We start from the raw sequence: 23,333 nt of genomic DNA on the forward strand, positions 1-23,333 counted from the left end.
CCGAAAGTTTTCTGGACGTATGTAGTGACTTCACATGCGGACAGCAGTAGAACTCGTTCTTATTCCAGCGAGAGCGAGGACGCCTTATGGGTGACAATGCACCTCCCGAAAAGAGCGTAAATGGAATTTCACGCCGCGGATTCCTGGGTAGAACAGGTTTCATTATTGGAGCCGTGGCCCTGGCCGGCCACATCTCGCCGGCCCAGGCCGCCACGACGCCCGCGGCTTCATCCGGACCGATCGCGGACGGCGCCCGGGTGCCCGCCCTCGTCATCGGCACCGGTTACGGGGGTTCGGTCGCGGCGCTGCGGTTGGCCCAGGCGGGTGTGGACGTGCAGATGGTCGAGATGGGCATGAACTGGGACACCCCGGGCCCTGACGGCAAGATCTTCCCCAAGGTGACCAGCCCGGACTACCGCTCCTTCTGGCTCCGGACCCGGACCAAGGCCCCGCTCAGCAACTTCCTCGGCTTCCCCCTCGACAAGGACGTCCCCCGGTACACCGGAATCCTGGACGCCGAGGACTTCGCCGGCATCACGGTCTACCAGGGGCGCGGCGTCGGAGGCGGTTCGCTGGTCAACGGCGGTATGGCCGTCACGCCCAAGCGCGCGAACTTCGCCGCCGTCCTCCCCTCCGTCGACGCCGGCGAGATGTACGACACCTACTACCCGAGGGCCAACGCCGGACTCGGGGTCGGGATGGTCGACCCGGCCTGGTTCGACACCGCCGACTGCTACCAGTTCTCCCGCGTCGGCCGCAAGCACGCCCAGCGGTCCGGCTTCGCCTGGACCTTCGTGCCCGACGTCTACGACTGGGACTACATGAAGCGGGAGGCGGACGGCACCGCCACCAGGTCCGCGCTGGCCGGGGAGATCCTCTACGGCAACAACCACGGCAAGAAGTCGCTGGTGCAGACGTACCTGGCCCAGGCCCGGGCCACCGGCAGGGTCACCGTATCGCCGCTGCACAAGGTCACCGCGGTCTCCCCCGCCGCGGGCGGCGGCTACACGGTCGCGATCGACCAGATCGACACCACCGGCACCACGGTGGCTGCCAAGACCGTCATCGCCGACCGGGTGTTCTTCGCCGCCGGCAGCGTCGGCACCAGCACGCTCCTGGTCAAGCTGAAGGCGACCGGGGCACTGCCGAACCTCAACGGCGAGGTGGGCAAGGGCTGGGGCGAGAACGGCAATGTCATGTGCGGCCGGGCCAACCACATGTGGGACCCGACCGGCCGGCTCCAGTCGACCATCCCCTGCTCCGGGATCGACAACTGGGACGCCGGCGGCGCCTTCGCCGAGGTCGCCCCGCTGCCCACCGGGATCGAGACCTACGCCTCCTTCTACCTGTCGATCACGAAGAACCCCCACCGCGCCGAGTTCACCTGGAACGCGGCGGCCGGCCGGGCGGACCTGAGCTGGCAGACGGCTTGGAAGCAGCCGTCCATCACCATGGCCAGGACCATCTTCGACAAAATCAACTCGAAGGAGGGGACGATCTACCGCACCGACCTGTTCGGCGGAAACAAGATCTGGAACGACACCCTCACCTATCACCCGCTCGGCGGCGCCGTCCTGGACCGGGCCACCGACAACTACGGCCGGCTGCACGGATACACCGGCCTGTACGTGATCGACGGCGCGCTGATCCCCGGAAACGCCAGCGTGAACCCGTTCGTCACCATCACCGCGCTCGCCGAGCGCAACATCGAGAAGATCATCGCGACAGACCTCCCGTAGGGCCGCGTCCTCCCCCCAGCGGCCGGGGCCGTTCGGATCCGCCGAACGGCCCCGTACTCACACCCGAACGGCCCCGTACTCGCACCCGGCCGAGCCCGGCCGAGCCCCTGCCGAGCCCGGCCGCCCCGCCCCGGCCCGGCCCCCCGCTCAGTGCCCCGGCAGCACGCAGACGCTGTCGAGGCCCAGCACGTGGTTCAGCCGCCCGAAGGCCAGCCAGGACCCGATGCTCATCGTGAGTTCCACGATCTCCAGCTGGCTGTAGTGCGCGGTCATCCGGTCCCAGAACTCGTCGTCGAGCCCGTGGTGGTCGAGGGTGTACCGCTCGGCGTACTCCGCGGCCAGCCGGGTGCGCCCGTCGAACGCCTCGGTGGTGCGCCACTCGGTGACCGCGTCGGCGAACTCCTCCTCGACCTTCTGCCCGTCCCGCTCGGTACGCCAGTCCAGGCAGAAGACGCACCCGTTGATCTGTGCGACGCGCAGCCGGGCGGCCTCGAACTCGCGCAGCCCCAGGGTGGTGTGGGCGTACACCGACAGGGAGAAGTTGGCGGCGGCCATGCCGATCCCGGGCACCATGTCGCCCCACACGTACTCGATCGGGTGCTGGCCTTCGGGGATGTCGATCCTCATGACGGTTTCCTTCCGAGTCTGCCGGTGGCGGGGCGCAGCGGGACGTCGAGGGCGTCGTAGAGTCCGGGCTCCGCCGCGACGAGCCAGTCGACGGCGCCGACGAGGCGGCCGACGGCAGTGGCGTTGCCGCCCGCGGAGCGGTTCTCGCCCTCGTCGGTGGCCTCGACGGTGACCTCGATGCGGGGACGGCCCTCGATGATGACCCGGTGGGCTCCGTCGCCGCCGTCCGGCGGGGCGGGCCAGTCCGGTGCGCACGAGGGGTGGATGCGGGTGACGTGCTCGATGACGATGCGGGGCTCGCCCCCGACGATGCCCTGCACCTCGAAGCGGATGGCACCCTGGGTGCCCGCAGCGAAATCGCCCATGGTGCGGGTGGTCACGGCGGTGTCGAGGGGGCGGCGCTCCGACGTCTCGCGGATCTCGTCGAGTTCGACGCCGAGCGCCCTGGCCATCATCCGTATCTGGCCGCCCCAGACCATCGTCGGAACCGACGGCATGAGCATCATCGGCTCGAAGTCCATGGGATGCCCCATGCCGATGAGGTCGCGGACGGAGTCCGGCTGGTCGTAGGTGGAGTAGTCGAAGATCTCCTGGCAGCGGATGGCGTCGATGCTGGTGCCGAGGCCGCTGAGCAGGAGCGGGAGCACGTCGTTGCCCCAGCCGGGGTCGACGCCGGAGGCGAAGAGCGAGCCGCCGCCCTCCGCGATGGCCGCCAGCACCGGGTCCCGGAACTCCGGTGGGGCACTGCGGTGGTCGTAGAGCGGGTAGAGGGCCGGGCTGACCACGACGGCACCCGCCCGGATCGCCCGGGTGATGTCGGCGAGGGCCTCGTCGGGGCGGACGTCCCCGGACGCGGCGTACACCACCGCCCGGGGGCGGCCCGCCAGTACGGCTTCGGCGTCGCCGGTGGCCTCGACGCCCAACAGGTGGTCGAGGCCGCCGAGTTCGCCCGCGTCGCGGCCGATCTTGGCTGGATTGTGGACGATGACTGCGCGCAGTTCGAGCGCGGGATGGGCCGCAACGGCGCGGATGGCCAGACGGCCGACGTTGCCGGTGCCCCAGACAACCGTGGGAATCATGCGCGGAGGGTAGCCACCGTCCCCGCACCTTTCCATAGCCGCGCGGCCCGAACCCTCACGCTCCGGGTGTTACTGGTTCTGGCCGCCCAGGACGAAGAGGAGGTAGACGAAGAAGGCGAAGAGGTGGCCGACGAAGAGGTAGGCGATCAGGCGGATGATCAGGCCGCGCGGGAACTTGGCCTCGAAGCGCGCGCGTACGCCGACGGGCTTGTCCGCGGGGGTCACGGGGGCCATGGACGGGCTCCTCGCCTATCAGTGGTGCGTGGTGGACGCGGCCCCGCCGAGACACAGCCCGGCGAGGCTGCTCTGGAGCAGGGTGTGGACGAACAGCAGGTCGGCTCCGCCGGTGGAGGCGGCACCGATCCGGTGCGGGGTGAGGGAGTCGAAGTGCGCGCTGTCCCCGGGCTCCAGCAGGTACTCGGCCTCGCCCAGGTGCAGGCGCAGCCGCCCCTCCAGGACGTACAGCCATTCCTCGCCGGGATGGACGCGAACCAGTTCCCCGGGGCCGCGGCCGTACGGCACGCGGACGCGCAGTGCCTGCATCCCCCGCCCTGCCCCGCCCGCCTGCCGGTACGTCCAGCCGTCGGCCTCGCGGGCGGCCGGACCGCCGGCCCGTACGATGGGGTCGGCCGCCGGGGAGGCCTCGCCGAGCAGTTCGGAGACCGTCGTACCGTAGGTGCGGGCGAGCCCCAGCAGGAGCGGCAGCGAAGGCTGACGCCGGCCGGTCTCCAGGCGGGACAGGTGGGCGGGCGAGAGCCGGGCCCGCGCTGCGGCGGCCTCCAGGGTGAGGCCGGCACGTCGGCGCAGCTCGCGCAGCTGCGGCGCCACGGCGGGCAGCTGGTCGGCCGCGCCGTCCGGGCGGTCGGGGGTGGGACCGGGCGTCATGCCCCGATTGAGTCAGACTCTTACCTTCCTGGCAAACCGTCTTGCCTCTGAGGCAAGTCGACCGGGGCCGCGACGCCGGCCGGCGCTTCGGCCCGCCCCGGCGCTTTCAGGGGGCGTTCCCCCGGCCCAGCACCGTCTCGACGGTGTCCGCCTGCCCCGCATCCTTGTCCGGGCGGTGCCTGACCACGCGCGCGAAGCGCAGAGCCACTCCGGCCGGGTAGCGCGCCGAACGTTGCAGCCCGTCGTAGGCGATCTCCACCACCAGTTCGGGGCGGACCCGCACGGTGAAACCGTCGTCCGAGGTGGCGAGCGCACGCAGCGCCGCCGTCTGCCAGCGCAGCATCTCGTCCGTGAGGCCCTTGAACGTCTTGCCGAGCATGGCGTAGGTCCCGTCGGCGGCCCGCGCGCCGAGGTGCAGGTTCGACAGGAGGCCGGTGCGCCGCCCGTGGCCCCATTCCGCGGCGAGCACGACCAGGTCCAGCGTGTGCACCGGCTTCACCTTGAGCCAGTGCTTGCCGCGCCGGCCGGCCGCGTACGTCGAGTCGAGGGCCTTGATCACCGCACCCTCGTGGCCGCGGCGCAGGGTCTCGGCCCAGAACTCAGCGGCCTCGGCCCCCTGGGCCACCGGGTCGAGGACCTCCAGGCGGCGGACCCGGGCGGCTGCGGGCACGAGGGCGGCCAGCGCCCCGTACCGCTCGCGGACCGGGAGGTCCAGGAGGACGTCGCCGCCGACGGCCAGGACGTCGAAGAAGCGGGCGACGACCGGCAGTGTCCGTCGGGCGGCCGCCACGTCCACCCGGGAGCCGACCCGGCTCGCAATGTCCTGGAAGGGGACGGGACGACCGTCCGCCGTCTGCCCGATCACCTCCCCGTCGAGGATGAACCGGTCCTCCGGCAGCGACCGGGCCAGTTCGGCGACCTCCGGCAGCCGCTCGGTGATCTCGTCGAGGGAGCGCGTGTAGACCCGTACGCCGTCCCCCTCCCGGTGGACCTGCACCCGGATCCCGTCGAGCTTCTCCTCCACCGCGCACGGTCCGAGTGCGGCCAGCGCCTCGGCGACCGATCCGGCCGTGCCCGCCAGCATCGGCTGTACGGGCCGCCCCACCCGCACGGTCACGGCCCGCAGCGCCTCGGCCCCGTGGGCCAACGCCGCCTCGGCGACCCGGGGAAGCGAGCCGTCCAGCATCACAGCGCGGCGCAGCTCCGCCGCGGGCACTCCGGCGGCCGCGGCCACGCCGTCCAGGGCCAGCGCGTCGAGCGCGCCCTGACGCACCTCGCCCGACAGCAGACTGCGCAGGAAGGCCTGCTCGGCCCCGGTGGCGGCGCCGAGCAGCCCGGCGACGATCCGGCTGCGCCGGGCGGCGGACCCGGTGCCGGCCTGCGCCGCGAGCCGGCTCACCGCCGCGTCGACGTCGCGGAGGGTCAGGGTGGGTTCCGGTGCCGGTGCGGTCTCCTGGGCCAGGGTGCGCCAGCCGATCCCGGGACGGCCCTGCGGCAGGCGTCCGGAGAGGTAGGAGATCGCCAGCCCGGCCTCCTCGGGCGGGGCGGCCGCGAAGAGCTCAGCGAGCAGGGCGGTCTTGCGGGAGCGGGCGGAAGTGGCGGCGACTTCCCGTGACACGCGGGCGACCTCGGCCAGGAGCATGCGGCCATCCTGCCGTCCGGCGGCGCGGCGTGCAGGTCGGCTCCGTACCGCGGGCGCGGTAGGGGATCACCGCGGACTGGTCCCTGAGAAGGTCGCCGGATCCGCCTGTGGGTGCTCGGAGGCCGGGTGGCGGGCGTCTAGGGTGCGCGTATGAAGCTCCGTATGCCCCGGCGCCGCCGAGACCGCCTGCTCGCGGGCGCCGCCGTCCTGGCCGTCGTGGCGGGTGCCGGTACATGGACGGCCGCGTCCGCGTCCGGCGGAACGCCCGCCGTGCACCGCCAGGACCAGGTCCTGAAGATGCCCGGTGCCGACATCGACACCTCCTTCTTCCTCCCGGACGGCGGGGAGGACGGTGGGGCGAGACGGCCGGCCGTGCTCCTCGCCCACGGCTTCGGTGGCAGCAAGGACGACGTCCGCGCACAGGCCGAGCGGCTGGCCCGCGACGGCTACGCCGTCATGACCTGGTCGGCGCGCGGCTTCGGCCGCTCCGGCGGCCGGATCGGGCTGAACGACCCCGAGCACGAGGTCAAGGACGTCTCCCGGCTCATCGACTGGCTCGCGGCCCGGCCCGAGGTGCTGCTCGACGCGGACGGCGACCCGCGCGTCGGCGTGTCGGGGGCCTCCTACGGCGGTGCCGTCTCGCTGCTGGCCGCCGGTCACGACCGCCGCGTGGACGCGATCGCCCCGGCGATCACCTACTGGAACCTCGCGGACTCCCTCTTCCCCGGCGGGGTCTTCAAGAAACTGTGGTCCGGCATCTTCTTCACCACCGGCTCGGCCGACGGGATGCAGCGCGCCGCAGCGGCGCCGCCGGACACCGGCGGCACGCGGCCGCCGGGCACGGACGGGGCCGCGCCCGGCGCCGGGTCCGGGTCCGGGTCCACGACCGGATCCGGGTCCCAGGACGGTGCCCCGGCCGCTCCGGGCTGCGGGAGGTTCACCCCGGAGCTGTGCGCGATGTACGAACGCGTCGCCGTGGCCGGGAAGCCCGACGCCGAGGCCCGCACCCTGCTGGAGGCGCGCAGTCCGTCGGCGGTCGCCGACCGGATCAAGGTGCCGGCCCTCATCGTGCAGGGGCAGGACGACTCCCTCTTCCCGCTGGACCAGGCCGACGCCATGGCCGCGGCCATCACGGCGAACGGCGCGCCCGTGTCGGTGGACTGGGCGGCCGGCGGACACGACGGCGGCATGCGCGAGGCGGACCGGGTGGAGGCCCGCGTCGCCGCCTGGTTCGACCGCCATCTCAAGGGCGACGAGGGCGTTGACACCGGCCCGGCGTTCCGGGTCTCGCGCTCCGGGGGGATCGACTCCACGGACGGCGAGGTGATACTGCGCGGCGCGACCGGCGACCGCTACCCAGGGCTGACTTCCGGCCCGAGGGAGTTCAGCCTGTCGGGGCGGGAGCAAAGCTTCACCAACCCGGCGGGCGGCGCGCCACCCGCACTGTCCTCCCTGCCCGGCATCGGCGGGCAGCTCGCCTCCCTCGGGGCCGGGTTCTCGCTGGACTTCCCCGGGCAGAACGCCCGCTTCGAGTCGGCGCCGCTGGACCGGGACCTGCAGATCACCGGCAGCCCGACCGTGACGCTGAAGGTGAGGTCGACGGCAGCGGACGGTTCCGCCGTGCTGTTCGGCAAGGTGTACGACGTGGGGCCCGACGGGCGGCAGCAGGTCCTGCCTTCCCAGCTGGTCGCCCCGCTGCGGGTGGAGAACGCGCAGCAGGGCGCCACCGTGCGGATGAGGCTGCCCGCGATCGACCACTCCGTCACCGCCGGACACCGGCTGCGTCTCGTGGTCGCCGCCACGGACCTCGGCTATGCCGGCCCGGCCGCGACGGCCCGCTACACGGTCTCGGTGGACGGCCCGTTGGCCGTGCCCGTCGCGCCCCGGGTGCGGACGGCCACGGCGGGACTGCCCGCCTGGACGTGGGCCCTGCCGCTGGGCGCGCTGGCGCTGGCCGCGGCACTGCTCGGGTTCCGCAGGACGGGCCGGGGCGCTGCGGGCGCGGCCGGGCCGCGGTCCGGGGGACCGCGGCCGGACCCGGCGCTGGCCGACGTACCGCTGCAGATCACCGGGCTGACGAAACGGTACGCGAAGTCGCAGGACCGGTACGCGGTACGGGATCTCTCGCTGCGCGTGGAGAAGGGGCAGGTGCTGGGGCTGCTCGGGCCGAACGGAGCCGGGAAGACCACCACGCTGCGCATGCTGATGGGGCTGATCTCGCCGGACGCCGGGGAGATCCGGGTGTTCGGGCACCCCGTGCGGGCCGGGGCGCCGGTCCTGTCGCGGGTCGGGGCCTTCGTCGAAGGCGCGGGATTCCTGCCGCACCTGACCGGCCGGGCCAATCTGGAGCTGTATTGGCAGGCCACCGGCCGCCCGGCCGGTGATTCCCACATGGCGGAGGCGCTGGAGATCGCGGGGCTCGGCGACGCGCTGGAGCGCGCGGTGCGCACGTACTCCCAGGGCATGCGGCAGCGGCTCGCCATCGCGCAGGCGATGCTCGGGATGCCGGACCTGTTGATCCTCGACGAACCGACGAACGGGCTGGACCCGCCGCAGATCCGCGAGATGCGGGACGTGATGATCCGCTACGCGGCCGGCGGACGGACCGTCATCGTCTCCAGCCACCTGCTGTCGGAGGTCGAGCAGTCCTGTACGCACCTGGTGGTCATGGACCGCGGGCAGCGGGTGGCGGCGGGCGAGGTCGCAGAGATCACCGGGGGCGGGGACACCCTGCTGGTGACGCTGGCGGAGCCGGTGGACGAGGTGGCCGTCGGGAAGGTGGCGGCACTGGAGGGCGTGGGGTCGGTGGTGGTCGCGGACGACGGGCTGCTCGTGCGGCTCGAAGGCGCGACGCCCGCCGGGCTGATCGCTGAACTCGTGCGGCTGGAGGTGCCGGTGACCGGAGTGGGGCCGCACCGCAGACTGGAGGACGCGTTCCTCACCCTGATCGGAGGCCCTGCGTGAGTACGGCGACGACGGCGCGGGAGGCGGCTTCCGGTTACCGGGCGAGCCGGACGCTCCCGCTGCGTGTGGAGGCGCTGCGGCAGTGGCGCCGGCGGCGGACCCTGGTGATGGGCGGGGTGCTGGCCGCCCTGCCCTTCATCCTGATCATCGCGTTCGCGGTGGGGGGCGGGCCGGGCAGTCGGCGCGGCGGTGGCAACCGGATCACCCTGATCGACACGGCCACGGCCTCGGGCGCGAACTTCGCCGCGACCTGTCTGTTCGTCTCGGCCGGTTTCCTTCTGGTGGTGCCGGTGGCGCTGTTCTGCGGGGACACCGTGGCCTCGGAGGCGAGCTGGTCCTCGCTGCGCTACCTGCTGGCCTCACCGGTGCCGCGGGCGCGGCTGTTGTGGAGCAAGCTGGTGGTGGCGCTGGGCTTCAGCCTGGCGGCGATCGTGCTGCTGCCGGTGGTGGCGCTGGCCGCCGGCACGGCCGCGTACGGGTGGGGGCCGCTGAAGCTCCCGGCGGGCGGGGCGCTGGCGGCCGGGGACACGGTGCCGCGGCTCGCGCTGGCGGTCGCCTTCGTGTTCGTGTCGCAACTGGTGACGGCAGGGCTGGCGTTCTGGCTCTCCACGCGGACGGACGCACCGTTGGGTGCGGTGGGCGGCGCGGTCGGGCTGACGATCGTCGGCAACGTGCTGGACGCGGTGACGGCGCTCGGCTCCTGGCGCGAGTTCCTGCCGGCGCACTGGCAGTTCGCGTGGGCGGACGCCCTGCAACCCCAGCTGGAGTGGGGCGGCATGGTGAAGGGGGCGGTGGTTTCGGTGTCCTACGCGCTGGTGCTCTTCGCCCTCGCCTTCCGTGGCTTCTCCCGCAAGGACATCGTGTCCTGACGGGCGGCCGGCAGCCTGCTCGACGAGCGCTCCTCCTGCCCTTGGGGCACGGGGAGCGCTCGTCTGCCGGGCATGGCCCTACGCGGGGACCGCCGGGGCGATCGCGTCGATCTCGGCGAGCAGGTCGGCGTCCAGCGGGCGTTCGCCGGCGGCGGCGTTGGCCCGAATCTGCTCGGGGGAAGTGGCGCCCGCGATCACCGAGGCGCAGCCGGGCCGGCCGGAGAGCCAGCCGATGGCCAGTTCCAGGACCGTGCGGCCGTACTTCTCCGCGATCGCGGCCAGCGCCTCGACCACGTCGAGGCGCTCCTCGGTGAGGTAGCTGTCCCTGCCTTCGAGGCGGGAGCCGGCCGGGACGGGCGCGCCTCGGCGAATCTTGCCGGTCAGCAGGCCGTTGGCGAGCGGGTAGTAAGGGAGTACGCCGACCCCGTAGTGCAGGGCCGCGGGTACCAGCTCGCGCTCGGCCGACCGCTCCAGCAGCGACCACTCGTTCTGCGCGGACACGAAGGGGACGAATCCGCTCTCGCGGGCGACGTGGGCGGCTTCGGCGAGCTGCCAGCCGGAGAAGTTGGAGTGGCCGACGTAGCGGACCTTGCCCTCGGCGACGAGCTCGGTGAGCGCGGCGAGCGTCTCGGTGATGGGGGTGGCCGGGTCGTGGCTGTGCAGCTGGAGCAGGTCTATGCGGTCGGTTCCGAGCCTGCGCAGGGACTCCTCGACGGCGCGCCGGATGTAGGCGCGGCCGCCGGGGGATCCGGCGGCGGGGCCGTACTTCATGTCGACGCCGTCGTACCCGAACTTGGTGGCGAGGACGACCTGGTCGCGACGGCCCTTCAGGGCCTGCCCGAGGTGCCGCTCGGAGTCGCCCCCGCCGCCGTAGATGTCGGCGGTGTCGAGGAGCGTGACACCCGCGTCCAGGGCGGCGTCGACGACGGCGCGGGTGGCCCGGGCGTCGAGCCGGCCGCCGAAGTTGTTGCAGCCGAGGCCGACCGCGGACACTCGCAGACCGGAACTGCCCAGGGGGAGATGGCGCATGTGTGTTCGTTCCTCCGACTCGACGCGTACATGATCAACAGCTCGTCAGTCTAGGGTCGGGCGGTCGCGTGGCGCGTTCGACTCCCGGCCATCCTGTGCGGAATCGTTCATCTTCGCCGCCGTACGCCATCTCCCGCTCCCGCATGACCGTCCGATGTTCGGAAACGACAAGGAGCCAGCCTAGAACGGCCGAGTGGGGCGCCTGCCACCCCTCTCGCCCGTTCTGCCGCATACCTGCGGCCGGATCAGGTCGATCAGTCACCACCCCTCGGGGACTGCGGGCGATCGCCTGATGGCATACCTTGACCGTTTTCTTCGACGCGGGCGGGCCGGGAGCGTTCAAACCGTCTGGACGAGTGAAGCTCGCAGACTGTCACCAAGAGCGGAGATGTCCTGATATGCGCTACGAGGTCCACCGACAGGGCTAGAACGGATCCCCACGGCACCGACCGGCGCGCCCGGTCTGCGATTTCGAGAGGACGGCTTCGTGAGCCACTCGCAGGACGACAACCCGATCACCCCCGTCACCGCGGCCCAGTTGATCCGGATCTCCGGGCAGGGCATCTACACCTCGGCCACGTCCGTGGACCCGGACGCCGTCAACGTCGCCGAGGCGCTGGTCGCCACGCTGAACGGGACGGCCGAGACCCCGCTGCTCACCCCCGAACTCCAGCGGCTGACGGAACAGGTGCGGCAGAAGGCGACCTTCGGCTTTCCCCGCATCACCACCCACGACGGCGTGAGTCTCTCCGCCCACACCATCAGGCTCAACACCTCGGAGCCCCGCCCAGTGGTGATCGTGCCGTCGGGTTGGACTCCGTTCGGCTGGATCATCTTCGAGTACGCCTACCTCCAGCTGGCGCTCCGCGGCTACCACGTCCTGGCCTACACTCCGCGCGGAATCGGCCTCACCTTCCCCGTCTCAGACGGCTCCTTCGCGGACGCGCCCTGGACCTCCGGCGGCACGATCGACGTGGCCGGCCCTTCGGACTGGGCCGACGGCTCCACCGTCATCGACTACGCCCAGCAGCACTTCGCACCGAGCAGGATCGCCTTCCTCGGCGAGTCCTACGGATCCGGGATCAGCCAGCTGGTGGCGGCCCACGACCCGACCGGCCGCGTGGACGCGGTCGTGGCCCTGAGCACGTGGGGCGACCTGGCCGACAGCCTCTACCAGAACGACACCCGGCACATGAAGGCCGTACAGGCCTTGATCGACTTCACCGGGGGGCCGATCGAGCGGAAGTTCGACCCGGCCACCCGGCAGATCCTCGAGGACTTCCTGGCCGGCGAGAACCTCGAAGGCGTGGTGGCCTGGGGCAAGAAGCGCTCCCCGTCCTCGTACGCCGACCGGACCAACGCCCGCGGCGTCCCCACCTTCATCTCCAACACCTGGCACGAAACGCTGTTCCCGGCCAACCAGGCCATCGAGCACTTCGAGCGGCTGACCGTGCCCAAGCGGCTCAACCTCTGGATCGGCGACCACGCCGCGCCCGAGGGCGCCGGCCTCACCATCCCGTTCAGCGGGCCGAACCTGCCCGTCGAGGAGGCGTTCGCCTGGCTCGACCACCACCTGCTCGGGGCCGACAACGGCGTTCCCGGCTGGACGCCGCTGAGCAACCAGATCATGTTCACCTACCGGACCGAACCCGACCCCGGGACCGGCCAGCGCGTCATCACCGAACCGGCCGTCCGCGAAGCGGCGCAGTCCTGGGCGGACGTCACCGCCTCCACCGAATCCTGGTACCTCACCGCCTCCTCCACGGACCGCCGTGACGGCGGCCTCGGCACCGCGCCGGAGACGGGCTGGAAGCGCGAGTTCACGGCCGGGCAGATCACGGCCGCCACCGCGGTCGACGCCATCATCACCACGGGCCAGGCGGAGTGGAAGGGCAACCCGAAGCCCTACCCCACGGGCACCTTCGACCGCCGGCACCTCGCCGTGTGGACCAGCGGCCCGCTCCAGACGGGCCGCCGCATCCGCGGTGTACCCCAGCTGACGCTGACCGTGCGCAGCTCCGCCCCGGACGCGACCCTGGTGGCCTATCTGTTCGACGTCGCCCCCGACGACACCGCCCGCATCATCACGCACGAGCCCTTCACGCTGCGAGAGCTCGCCCCCGGCGAGGACCGCAGGGCCACCTGGCACCTCCAGGCCGCCGGCTACGACCTCGCCCCGAACCACCGGCTCATGCTCGTGGTGAACAGCAAGGACCAGCTCTACTCCGACGCGGGCGACGGCGCTGCCCACAGCATCACGCTCACCGCCGCCGAGGACACCTCCGCCCGCCTGGTCCTGCCCCTGGGATAGCCCCGCACGGCAGGAGCGCCCCGGCCGGGTCGGCCGGGAACGGTGTCGCCCTGGGCTTCGCCACCGTCCCGGCCCGGTCCATCACCCCGCAGCACTCCGCCAGGAGCCCGCCGCCTCGGGCAGGTAGACGACGTTGGGCGCGCCCGTGTCGGGGTGGACCTCGATGCGGGCCCGCACGCGATACACCTCGGCCAGCAGTTCCTCGGTGAGCACCTCGGCCGGTGGCCCCGAGGCGGCGACCCGGCCGGCCCCGAGGACGTAGAGCCGGTCGCAGAAGGCGGCCGCGAGGTTCAGGTCGTGCAGGACGAGGAGGCTGGTGGCCGGCAGCGCCCTGACCAGGCCGAGCACCTCCAGCTGGTAGCGGATGTCGAGGTGGTTGGTCGGCTCGTCGAGGGCGAGCAGTCCAGGGTCCTGGACGAGGGACCGCGCCACCAGGACCCGCTGTCTCTCACCTCCGGACAGCTCGTCGAAGCGGCGGGAGGCGAAGGCACCCGCCCCCACGGTCTCCAGGGCCGCGGTGACGCACTGCCGGTCGTACGGGCCGTCCTGTTCCCAGAAGCGCTTGTGCGGGCTGCGTCCCATGGCGGCGACCTCGCGCACGGTGAGCCCGAACGTACCGGTCGCGTCCTGCGGCACCACCGCCACGCGCCGTGCCCGTTCCTTGACGGTGAGGCTGCGGGCGTCGGCCCCGTCCAGCAGCACCCGCCCGGCGGTCGCCCGCAGGGCCCCGTGGACGCAGCGCAACAGGCTGGTTTTGCCGCTGCCGTTGGGGCCGACCACTCCGACCGTCTCGCCGGGCCTGGCGGTGAGGTCGATCCCGTGCAGCAGCGTGTGCCCGTCGGTCTCGTAGCGCACGCCCTCCACCGCGAGTTCCACCGGCCCGGCCGGCCCGCTCCCGGTCACCCGGTCACCCCTTCGGTACGGCTGGAGCGACGCAGCATCCAGAGGAAGAACGGCCCGCCGACGAGCGCGGTGACCACCCCCACCGGTATCTCCTCGGGGGCGGCGGCCGTGCGGGCGATCAGGTCGGCCAGGAGCAGGAACACCGCCCCGCCCAGTGCGGCGACGGGCAGCAGCGCCCGGTGGCCGGCGCCCACGGCCATCCGGGCGGCGTGCGGGACCATCAGTCCGACAAAGCCGATGGCCCCGCTGCACGCGACGAGCACGCCGATGACGAGGGAGGTCAGGACGAACACCGCGGCGCGGAAACGTCCGGTGTCCAGTCCCAGCGTGTGCGCGCCCTCCTCCCCGGCGAGGAGCAGGTCGAGCGGCCGGGCGAGGGTGAGGAGCAGGGCCCCGCCGACGAGCAGTGCGATGGTCGGCAGGGCCAGCTCGTCCCAGCGTGCCCCGCCGAGGCCGCCGAGGGTCCAGAACAGCACGGAGCGGATCTGGTCGGGGTGCGCGGCGAGCACCAGGACCAGGCTGGTGAGGGCGGACAGGATGTACTGGACGGCCACGCCGGCCAGGACCAGCCGGCCCGTGGTCATGGTGCCGCCGCGCCGGGCCATCGCGTAGACGGCGACGAGCGCGGCCATCGAGCCCGCGAAGGCGGCCAGTGGTACGCCCATGCCGAATCCGGCCGCGGCCGTGCCGAAGACGATCACGAGGACGGCTCCGGCGGAGGCCCCGGAGGAGGCTCCGAGGAGGAACGGGTCGGCGAGCTGGTTGCGCACGAGGGCCTGGAGCACGGTGCCCGCCACCGCGAGGCCGGCTCCGACGACGGCGCCGAGGAGGATCCTCGGCATCCGCACGTCCCACACAATGGAGGCGAAGGCGCCGGCGGGCCGGTCCCCCGTCAGGCCTCGGACGACGATGTCGAGCACGCGGTCGGGGGCGATCCGTACGGGCCCCAGTGCCAGGCCGGCGACCGCCGAAACGGCGAACGCGGCGGCGAGGGCGGCGAGGACCGCGCCGGTGCGGAGCCTCACGCGGGATTCGGGTGGAGCTGGCTCCCCAGCGATTCCACGGCGTCGGCGACCCGGACGCCGAGGACGGCCGAGGACAGCGGCAGTACGACGAACCTCCGGTTCTTGACGGCGGGCACCTCGGCGAGCGCAGGGTCGTCCAGCAGGCGCTGTTTCTTGGCCTCGACGGTGGTGCCGCCGTAGTCGTAGATGAGGACGACCTCGGGCTTGCGCTCGATGACCTTCTCCCAGGCGACGTCGCCGAAGGTGTCGTCGAGGTCGGCGAAGACGTTCGTGCCGCCTGCGAGGGAGATGATCTCGTTGCCCACGCCGTTGCCTCCGGAGGTGGCGGCGGTGGCCTCGCCGGAGTCGTAGGCGAAGACGGTCGGGCGGGGCCGGTCCTTGACGCGTGCGGTCACGGCGTCGATCCGGCGCTGTTCGTCCTCGATGAGCCGCGCTCCGCGGTCGGGCACCCCGAAGGTCCGTGCGACCTCGGTGATCTCGGTCTTGAGCTGGTCGAGGCCGACGGCCCCCTCCGTGCAGTACTCCACGTTGAGGCGGGAGCCGATGCCGGACGTGGCGAGGCCCTCGCGGTCACGGCCCTGTGTCTTGTCGAAGGCGCTGGCATAGCCGCCGTAGACGAAGTCCGGGTCGGCGCCGAGCAGGACCTCCTTGGAGGGGTATTCCTCGGCCAGCACCTTGATCTTGTCGTAGGCCGGCTTGTAGGCGGGCAGTACGGCGTCGTCGAGGTAGGCGGTGCCGGCGATGCGGTCGTCCAGGCCGAGGGCGAGCAAGAGCTCGGTGGCGTGCTGGTTCATGGTGACCGCCCGCCGGGGCGGGGCCTGGTAGGTGCTGCTCACACCGCAGTTGGTGACGGTGTACGGGAAGCCGGGGGCGGCGTCCGCCGAGGCTGCCTGCGGCCCGGCGCCGGGGGTACCGGCGCAGGCGGTCAGGGACATCAGGAGTGCGAGGGGGGTGAACGCGCGCAGGGCGGCGCGGGAACGCGACATGGCGGGGCCTCTCCGGGGGATCCGCGTCCCCTGGTCGACGTGAAGGGCAGAGGCGGTGCGTCAGTGTCTGACTCCCGGTGTCCCGCGCGGAGACGGCCGGTCACAGTGGCGGGACCGTACCGGAATCGCACCGGTTTCCTGTCCTGCACCGCCTGGTTGTGCGCCCCAGTCTGCCAGAACCCGCACGTGGGGCGGGGGGCGGGCGTCCGAAGTCCGGGCTTGCGGGCGGTACGGCGCCGTGCGTGCCGGGTCCGGTCCGTACGGCGCACTCCCGCCGACGCGCCGTCGGGCCGGGTTCCCGACGACTCAGGCCCGGCGGACCGGCGGTCCGAACCGATGGCAGGGGCGGCAGGATTCGAACCTGCGGCCTACGGTTTTGGAGACCGTTGCTCTGACCGACTGAGCTACACCCCTTCGACGCGTCCCACCATGGCACGGTCGGGCCCGGCGATCCAACGGGTTTCCGGCGCGCCGCCGAACGGAGTCAGCGGCAGAGCTCCGTGGTGGGGTCGAGTTCCGGCCGCCCCCTTGACCACCCTGGTCCAGACCAATAGTTTCCGGCGTGCACAGCCGCACGCGCCCACGCCCACTCCTCGCCTCCGCAAAGGAAGCCCATGCGCCGCAGCATGCTCGGCAGACTGGCCGTAGCCGCCTGTTCCCTCTCCCTGCTGACCGCCTTCGCCCCCGCTGCCGTGGGCGCGGACGCCGACGCATCCGCCGCAGGCGGGTCGGGCCGCTCGTACAGGAAGGTCGGCTACTTCACGCAATGGGGCGTCTACGGACGGGACTTCCAGGTCCAGGACCTCGACGCGAACGGCTCGGCCGGCAAGCTCACCCACATCAACTACGCCTTCGGCAACGTCAGTGCGGAGGGCAGGTGCTTCACCGGGAACGTCCCCGGAAAGGCCGACGCCTGGGCCGACTACGCCCGTCCGCTCGATGCCGCGAACTCCGTCGACGGGGTCGCCGACACCTGGGACCAGCCGCTCGCCGGCAACTTCAACCAGCTGCGCGAGCTGAAGGCCAAGCACCCCGGCCTGAAGGTGCTGATCTCGCTGGGCGGCTGGAGCTGGTCCACCCACTTCTCCGACGCCGCGCTCACCCCGGCCTCCCGCAAGGCCCTCGTCGCGTCCTGCATCGACCTGTACATCAAGGGCAACCTCCCCCAGGACGGCACGCGCGGTGGTGCCGGAGCCGCCGCCGACGTGTTCGACGGCATCGACCTCGACTGGGAGTGGCCCGGCTCCGCGGGCGACACCGACACGAAGTACCGGCCCGAGGACAAGCGCAACTTCACCGCGCTCGTCAAGGAGTTCCGCACCCAGCTCGACGCGTACGCACGGAGCCGGAAGAAGGCCAGGTACGAGCTGACCGCCTTCGTCCCGACCGCGCCCGCCAAGATCGACGCCGGCTTCGACGTCCGCCGGATCATGCGCGACCTGGATTTCGTCAACCTCCAGGGATACGACTTCCACGTCTCCGGCGAACCGCGGACCGCACAGCAGTCGGCTCTGTACGCCCGTGACGACTTCAGCGTCCACGGCACCGTCGAGGCCTGGAAGCGGCGCGGGGCGCCCGCGCACAAGCTCGTGATGGGCATGCCGTTCTACGGACAGGGCTGGACCGGTGTCGTCGGCGGCGGGGACGGAATGGGCCGGCCCGCCACCGGACCCGCCCCGGCCACCTGGGCCGCCGGATACGAGGACTACAAGGCTCTGAAGAAGCTCGCCGATTCGGGCGCCTACCAGGTCCACCGGGACAGGCGCGGCGGGCACGCCTGGCTGTTCGACGGCACCACCCTGTGGACGTACGACGACCCCCGGGTGCTGCGCGTCAAGACCGGATACATCCGCGAAATGGGCCTGGGCGGGGCGATGTTCTGGTCGCTCGACGCCGACACCGCGGACGGTGAGCTGATGACGGCCGTCGACCGGGGCCTGCGGGGCCGCTGACCGGCGCCGCCGGGCCGTGGAGATCCGTCCGGCCCGGCGGCGCCCCTCCACGTACGCCCCCCGCAGGACCCGGACGGGCGCGACGGCACGGGCGGGCCGCCTCCCCGCCCTCTGACGCCGCCCGATCCGAAGCGGCGGCCGATCCGAAGCGGCGGCCGATCCGAAGCGGCGGCCGTCACCACCATCACCGCCGGGCCGGGTCACTGATCCGCAACCCGTGCCACCGGAGCGGACCTGGTCGGGGGCCCGCTCACCGCTCCGCCCCTGCCCGGTGTCCGGCCGGGCAGCCGCTCTGCGCGCAGGCGGAGGTGGTCCGCCCCCGCGGCCGCGCCCTGGACGACGAGGGGAACGCCTCGTACGCGCCCTCCCTGCACGCGGCGGCCGAGCCACCGGCGCCCCTGCCGTGACCCCGGTGGGTGCCCGGAAATGGCCTCCGGGAAAATTCTTCCGATTAACTGTTATCGGGGCCCCCCTCCGCGGTCTCCCATGCATCGGGCATCATCGACCGCCGGTACGGACAGGGACATTCACATGACTACTCAGCACACCGCAGCGCTGGTGGCAGCGGCGCGCCGGGGCGATCCCCGCGCGCAGGACGAGCTCGTCGGCGCCCACCTCCCGCTCGTCTACAACATCGTCGGTCGGGCCCTGAACGGCTCCTGCGACGTGGACGACGTGGTGCAGGACACGATGCTGCGGGCCCTGGACGGACTGGGCGGTCTGCGCGCGGACGAGTCCTTCCGGTCCTGGCTGGTGGCCATCGCGATGAACCGGGTGCGGGCGCACTGGCAGGCCCGGCAGAGCGGCTTCGGCGAGAGCTCCCTGGAGTCGGCCTGCGCCGTGGCCGACCCGGGCGCGGACTTCGTCGACCTGACCGTCGTACGCCTCAACCTGGCGGGCCAGCGACGCGAGACGGCCCGGGCGACGCGCTGGCTGGAACCCGACGACCGGGCGCTGCTGTCGCTGTGGTGGCTGGAGTGCGCCGGGGAGCTGACCCGGGCGGAAGTGGCCTCGGCGCTGGAGCTGTCCCCCCAGCACACGGCGGTCCGGGTGCAGCGGATGAAGGCGCAGCTGGAGGCGGCGCGGGTGGTCGAGCGCGCCCTGGACGCCCAACCGGGTTGCGGGGAGCTGCGGACCGTGCTGGCAGGCTGGGACGGGCAGCCGTCGGCGCTGTGGCGCAAGCGAATAGCCCGTCACGCCCGCGAGTGCGTCCGGTGCTCCGGGCTGTGGAGCGGCCTGGTCCCGGCGGAGGGGCTGCTGGCCGGGCTGGCCCTCGTCCCGGTCTCGGCGGCCCTGCTCGCGGGGGTGCGTACGGCAGGCTTCGCCCCGGCTTCCTTCGCGGACGAGGCGGTCTCCGCGAACGGCGCCGACGGCGGATTCGGTGAGGCGGCGACGCAGCTCACTCCGGTGGCCGGTACCGGTGGCCGGGGCGCGCTGCGCAAGCGGCGGCGGAGCCGCCGCCGGGTGGTCGGCGGCGCGGTGGTCGCCGCCTGCGTCGCGGGCGGCGGCCTGGTGTACCTCGGAGGCCTGCCCGGTTCGGGGAGCCCGAAGGACGAAGGCGGGGCGTCCGCGGCGCCGGTGGCCGTCCTCTCGGCGACCGAGTCCGCCGGAACCCCTTCGGAGTCGGCCTCCCCGTCCCCCTCCGCCCCGGCGAGCCCTTCGCCGAGTCCGAGCCCCACACCGCGGCGCAGCAGCCCGCCCAGCCCGCGGGCCTCGTCGCCCAAGCCGGCCCCCGCGCCGCCGGGTATCACCGGCCAGGTGGTGGCCCTGGTCAACACCGAGCGGGCGGCGGCAGGCTGTGGGCCCCTCAAGGAGGACCCGAAGCTGCGGGCTGCGGCGCAGGAACACTCCGACGACATGGCCGCACGGGGCTTCTTCGACCACACCAACCCGGACGGAGAGGACCCCGGGGACCGCACGACGGCGGCCGGCTACCGCTGGTCGACGTACGGCGAGAACATCGCGAAGGGCCAGCAGACGGCGAAGTCGGTGATGGACTCCTGGATGAAGAGCACCGGGCACCGGGAGAACATCCTCAACTGCTCCTTCAAGGACATCGGCGTGGGCATCCACCAGGGGGCGGGCGGCCCCTGGTGGACGCAGAACTTCGGCGCGCGGTAGGCGGCCCGAATCAGCCACGGGCGAGTGCGCGCAACGCTGCGACGCAGTCGGGGTGGCTCGGGGCCCATCCCAGCTCCGCCTTCGCCCTGGCGTTGGACACCCGGAGGTTCGTCGTGACCATCCGGTGGGCGTAGGGGTAGGCACGCATCAGCCAGCTGGGCGCGTTCAGCGGCCTGGGGGTGGCGAAGGCTTCCGCGACCGCCTTGACGTGCGCGCCGAAGCCCATCGGGGTGTCGTCGGCGATGTTGTACGCCTGCCCTGCCCGGCCTCCCTCGACGGCGAGCGCCACGGCCCGGCCGGCGTCCGCCAGGTCGACCCAGGGCAGGACGCGCCCCTGGTCGGCGACCGCCGGAAGCTTCCGGCGGCGCAGCAGATCCACGAGGGCCTCCGTGCCCCCTGCTCCGTAGAACAGGCCGAACCGCAGGGCGATCCCCTCGATGCCGTCCGCCTCCAGTACGAGCTGCTCCTTGACCCGCATCGCCTCGACGTGGCGGTCCACCGCGCGGTCGCCGGTGGGGCCGAAGAGGTCCCCCGCCTCGGTGACCACGTGCCGGCCGAAGTCCCGGTAGCCGTAGCCGAAGACCATCGACTCGGCGATGACGCGCCGGGCGCCGAGCTCGCGGGCGGCCTCCATCAGGTGCCGGGTCCCGATGAGCCGCAGGCCGTCGGTGGCGTACATGTCCCGGTGCCTCATCGGTGCCTCGCGCAGGGCGGTGGCCGCGTGCACGATCGTGTCGATCCGGAGGCCGGCGACCGCGCCCAGCAGTCCGTCACGGTCCAGCAGATCGGCCCGTACGTCGGATCCGGCACCCCGGCCGAGGCCGGTCACGGTGTGGCCGGCGCGGGTGAGCGCCGCGGCGATGTGGTGTCCCAGGACTCCGCTCGCCCCGGCCAGCAAGACGTTCTTGGTTTCAGTCACACCCGGACGACCGGCCGCCGGTGGCGGATGTGACACATCGGTGGCGTGACCTGCGTCACTGCGGCGGGCCGGGTGGGCGCCTCCCCCGGACCGTCCAGGCGCGTGCGGTGAGCCGGACCGAGCCGCCCGGGCCGGCGGGCAGGGTCGCTGCGAGCCGGGTGCGCAGCCGGTCCCGGGCCCCGGGGGCGAGCGTCGCGACGTAGCCGGGAGCAGGTCCCTGACCGGAGAGGAACGGCTCCCACAGGTCCTCGAAGCCGGTGAAGACGGTAGGCACCTCGACGGAGCCGACCGTCACGTCGGTCAGCCCCGCCCCCGTCCAGAGCGCGCGCAGCGGATCGGGGCGGCACAGGGGGAAGCGTCGGCCCTCGTCCAGCGCGGCGGCCGCCGGGTCGACGGCGGCCGCGGCGTCCCAGAAGAGGCGCAGGAGCGCCATGCCGTCGGCGTAGTCCCACACGTACGCCGCGACCAGCCCGCCGGGCCGGACCACCCGGGCGGCCTCGGCGACCGCCGCCTCGGGCGGTTCGACGAAGTTGAGGGCGAGTCCGCTGACGACGGCGTCGAACACCGCGTCGCGTAGGGGCAGCGCCGAAGCGTCGGCGACGGCGAAGCGGGCGGGCACGGGCGCGGCGGCCCGGGCGGCGCGCACGAACTCCCCGGACCGGTCGAGTCCCAGTACGGTGCGCGGCCGGCACCGGGACGCGACCTGCGAGGTCAGCGCCCCGGTGCCGCAGCCGACGTCCAGCCATCGCAGGGCGGCCGGGGCGCCCAGCCGCGCCAGGAACAGCTCGGCGACCCGGCGGCTCCACCGGCCCATGTACCGCTCGTAGGCGTCGCCCCGCGCCCAGACGTCGGACGGGCCTCCCGCGTCCATCCGCCGCGCCTAGTGGTGGAAGCCGGAGCGGGGTGCGGTGGCCGGTGCGGGCGGGGGCGAGGCCGTCAGGTGCTCCACGGCCCGGCGCAGGTCCTCGACGAGCAGGGCGATCTGGTCGCGGGTCACGCCGTGCCGGACCAGGACGCGCTGGATGACGGTGTCGTCGCGGTCTGCGGGCAGCGGGTAGGAGGGCACCTGCCAGCCGCGCATGCGCAGCCGGTCGGAGAGGTCGTAGAGGGTGAAGGGGGCCGAGGCCGGGTCGGTGAGCGTGTAGGAGACGGCGGGCAGGGCCCCCTTGCCGTCGTAGAGGAGGGTGAAGGGGCCCATGTCGGCGATCTGGCGGGCCAGGTACTGGGCGGTGTCGGCGCAGGCCTGCTGGACCCTGGCGTAGCCGCCGCGGCCGAGGCGCAGGAAGAGGTAGTACTGGGCGATGACCTCACCGCCGGGGCGGGAGAAGTTGAGGGCGAAGGTCGGCATGTCGCCGCCGAGGTAGTCCACCTTGAAGACGAGCTCCGCGGGGAGCAGGTCGGCGGAGCGCCAGATGATCCAGCCGACTCCGAGGGGCGCGAGTCCGTACTTGTGGCCGGAGGTGTTGACGGAGGCGACGCGCGGCAGTCTGAAGTCCCAGACCACGTCGGGGTGGAGGAAGGGGGCGACGAAGCCGCCGCTCGCGCCGTCGACGTGGATGGGGATGTCCCAGCCGTGCTCGGCCTGGATCCGGTCGAGCTCGGCGGCGAGTTCGGCGACGGGCTCGTAGTCGCAGGTGTAGGTGACGCCGAGGATGGCGACGACGCCGATGGTGTTCTCGTCGACGTACTCGGCGAGCTGATGGGGCCGCAGGCCGGTGGCGCCGGGCTCCAGCGGGACCTGGCGCAGCTCGACGTCGAAGTACCGGGCGAACTTGTCCCAGCAGATCTGGACCGGCCCGCAGACCAGGTTCGGGCGGTCGGTGGGGAGCCCCTCGGCGCGGCGGCGCTCGCGCCAGCGCCACTTGAGGGCGAGGCCGCCGAGCATGGCAGCCTCGCTGGAGCCGGTGGTGGAGCATCCGGTGGCGGTGGTGCCGGCCGGGGCGTTCCACAGATCCGCCAGGATGTTGACGCACCGGGACTCGATCTCGGCGGTCTGCGGGTACTCGTCCTTGTCGATCATGTTCTTGTCGAGACAGACGTTCATCAGGCGGTGCACACCCTCGTCCGACCAGGTGGTGCAGAAGGTCGCGAGGTTCTGGGCGGCGTTGCCGTCGAGCAGGAGCTCGTTGCGGAGCAGCTCGTAGACGACCTCGGTGGGCGAGTGGTCCTCCGGAATCCGGTACTTGGGGAGGATCTGGCCGCTCAACGTGGACGCGAACACGTCCGTGTCGGCGTCCTGGCGGGATGCGTCCTTCGTCTCATGCAGGGCCATATCGGGACTA

18 protein-coding genes, 1 tRNA gene and 1 riboswitch are annotated in these 23,333 nt (G+C 72.8%); of the genes, 6 read left to right on the forward strand and 13 right to left on the reverse strand.

Annotation, left to right across the window (positions count from 1 at the left end; genetic code table 11):
• Nucleotides 1-86 precede the first annotated feature (86 nt).
• A complete protein-coding gene (locus AW27_RS01440) occupies nt 87-1,739 on the forward strand; it encodes a GMC oxidoreductase (protein WP_037917265.1) in 1,653 nt (550 codons plus the stop codon).
• A 147-nt stretch (nt 1,740-1,886) separates the two neighbouring features.
• Here the strand turns inward: AW27_RS01440 and AW27_RS01445 are convergent, their stop codons facing one another.
• The 5 genes from AW27_RS01445 to AW27_RS01465 form a co-directional block, all read right to left on the reverse strand.
• Nucleotides 1,887-2,366 (reverse strand): carboxymuconolactone decarboxylase family protein, encoded by a 480-nt coding sequence (locus AW27_RS01445; RefSeq protein WP_037917262.1) that lies wholly within the window; start codon nt 2,364-2,366, stop codon nt 1,887-1,889.
• Entirely contained in the window at nt 2,363-3,445 is a 1,083-nt protein-coding gene (locus AW27_RS01450) for an NAD(P)H-dependent amine dehydrogenase family protein (protein ID WP_037917259.1), read from the reverse strand. Before AW27_RS01450 ends, AW27_RS01445 begins: the two co-directional genes overlap by 4 nt.
• 69 nt (nt 3,446-3,514) lie before the next feature.
• A complete protein-coding gene (locus tag AW27_RS01455) occupies nt 3,515-3,679 on the reverse strand; it encodes a DUF6126 family protein (protein ID WP_172671265.1) in 165 nt (54 codons plus the stop codon).
• An 18-nt stretch (nt 3,680-3,697) separates the two neighbouring features.
• Nucleotides 3,698-4,330, reverse strand: coding sequence for a helix-turn-helix domain-containing protein (locus AW27_RS01460; protein ID WP_037917257.1), 633 nt, complete (start codon nt 4,328-4,330; stop codon nt 3,698-3,700).
• Between the two features lie 106 nt (nt 4,331-4,436).
• A complete protein-coding gene (locus AW27_RS01465; RefSeq protein ID WP_037917255.1) occupies nt 4,437-5,972 on the reverse strand; it encodes an ATP-dependent DNA ligase in 1,536 nt (511 codons plus the stop codon).
• Between the two features lie 150 nt (nt 5,973-6,122).
• Here AW27_RS01465 and AW27_RS01470 point away from each other — a divergent pair, with 150 nt between their 5' ends.
• Nucleotides 6,123-8,936, forward strand: a complete 2,814-nt coding sequence (locus tag AW27_RS01470) for an alpha/beta fold hydrolase (protein ID WP_037917253.1) — start codon at nt 6,123-6,125, stop codon at nt 8,934-8,936.
• On the forward strand, nt 8,933-9,805 hold the full coding sequence (locus AW27_RS01475) for an ABC transporter permease (RefSeq protein ID WP_037917251.1): 873 nt from the start codon (nt 8,933-8,935) through the stop codon (nt 9,803-9,805). The genes AW27_RS01470 and AW27_RS01475 overlap by 4 nt, the downstream gene beginning before the upstream one ends.
• Nucleotides 9,806-9,883: 78 nt before the next feature.
• On the opposite strand, the gene AW27_RS01480 is transcribed toward AW27_RS01475, so the two are convergent.
• Entirely contained in the window at nt 9,884-10,834 is a 951-nt protein-coding gene (locus AW27_RS01480; RefSeq protein WP_037917249.1) for an aldo/keto reductase, read from the reverse strand.
• Between the two features lie 487 nt (nt 10,835-11,321).
• Between AW27_RS01480 and AW27_RS01485 the strand changes: the two genes are divergently transcribed.
• A complete protein-coding gene (locus AW27_RS01485) occupies nt 11,322-13,145 on the forward strand; it encodes a CocE/NonD family hydrolase (RefSeq protein ID WP_037917247.1) in 1,824 nt (607 codons plus the stop codon).
• 81 nt (nt 13,146-13,226) lie between these two features.
• Here AW27_RS01485 and AW27_RS01490 read toward each other — a convergent pair whose 3' ends face one another.
• From AW27_RS01490 to AW27_RS01505, 4 genes are all read right to left on the reverse strand, one after another.
• Nucleotides 13,227-14,048, reverse strand: coding sequence for an ABC transporter ATP-binding protein (locus tag AW27_RS01490; RefSeq protein ID WP_370466450.1), 822 nt, complete (start codon nt 14,046-14,048; stop codon nt 13,227-13,229).
• Nucleotides 14,045-15,106 (reverse strand): FecCD family ABC transporter permease, encoded by a 1,062-nt coding sequence (locus tag AW27_RS01495; RefSeq protein ID WP_037917243.1) that lies wholly within the window; start codon nt 15,104-15,106, stop codon nt 14,045-14,047. The genes AW27_RS01490 and AW27_RS01495 overlap by 4 nt, the downstream gene beginning before the upstream one ends.
• Nucleotides 15,070-16,059, reverse strand: coding sequence for an ABC transporter substrate-binding protein (locus AW27_RS01500; protein ID WP_037917241.1), 990 nt, complete (start codon nt 16,057-16,059; stop codon nt 15,070-15,072). The genes AW27_RS01495 and AW27_RS01500 overlap by 37 nt, the downstream gene beginning before the upstream one ends.
• A 61-nt stretch (nt 16,060-16,120) precedes the next feature.
• Nucleotides 16,121-16,200: riboswitch (cobalamin riboswitch) on the reverse strand.
• Between the two features lie 196 nt (nt 16,201-16,396).
• Nucleotides 16,397-16,473, reverse strand: a tRNA-Trp gene (locus AW27_RS01505).
• 200 nt (nt 16,474-16,673) lie between these two features.
• On the opposite strand from AW27_RS01505, the gene AW27_RS01510 reads away from it, so the two are divergent.
• Complete coding sequence (locus AW27_RS01510; protein WP_037917239.1) at nt 16,674-18,011, forward strand: glycoside hydrolase family 18 protein; 1,338 nt, start codon at nt 16,674-16,676, stop codon at nt 18,009-18,011.
• 531 nt (nt 18,012-18,542) lie between these two features.
• The gene (locus AW27_RS01515) at nt 18,543-20,132 is read left to right on the forward strand and encodes a sigma-70 family RNA polymerase sigma factor (RefSeq protein WP_037917236.1); all 1,590 of its coding nucleotides are present in this window, start codon (nt 18,543-18,545) and stop codon (nt 20,130-20,132) included.
• Nucleotides 20,133-20,142: 10 nt separating this feature from the next.
• On the opposite strand, the gene AW27_RS01520 is transcribed toward AW27_RS01515, so the two are convergent.
• From AW27_RS01520 to gad, 3 genes are read right to left on the reverse strand one after another with little or no spacing between them, the layout of a single operon-like run.
• Nucleotides 20,143-21,051, reverse strand: coding sequence for an NAD-dependent epimerase/dehydratase family protein (locus tag AW27_RS01520; RefSeq protein WP_037917234.1), 909 nt, complete (start codon nt 21,049-21,051; stop codon nt 20,143-20,145).
• A gap of 55 nt (nt 21,052-21,106) precedes the next feature.
• Nucleotides 21,107-21,922 (reverse strand): class I SAM-dependent methyltransferase, encoded by an 816-nt coding sequence (locus AW27_RS01525; RefSeq protein ID WP_037917233.1) that lies wholly within the window; start codon nt 21,920-21,922, stop codon nt 21,107-21,109.
• Between the two features lie 9 nt (nt 21,923-21,931).
• Entirely contained in the window at nt 21,932-23,323 is a 1,392-nt protein-coding gene (gene gad / locus AW27_RS01530; protein WP_037917230.1) for a glutamate decarboxylase, read from the reverse strand.
• Nucleotides 23,324-23,333 lie beyond the last annotated feature (10 nt).

It is taken from the genome of Streptomyces sp. PCS3-D2 (assembly GCF_000612545.2).
GTDB lineage: Bacteria > Actinomycetota > Actinomycetes > Streptomycetales > Streptomycetaceae > Streptomyces.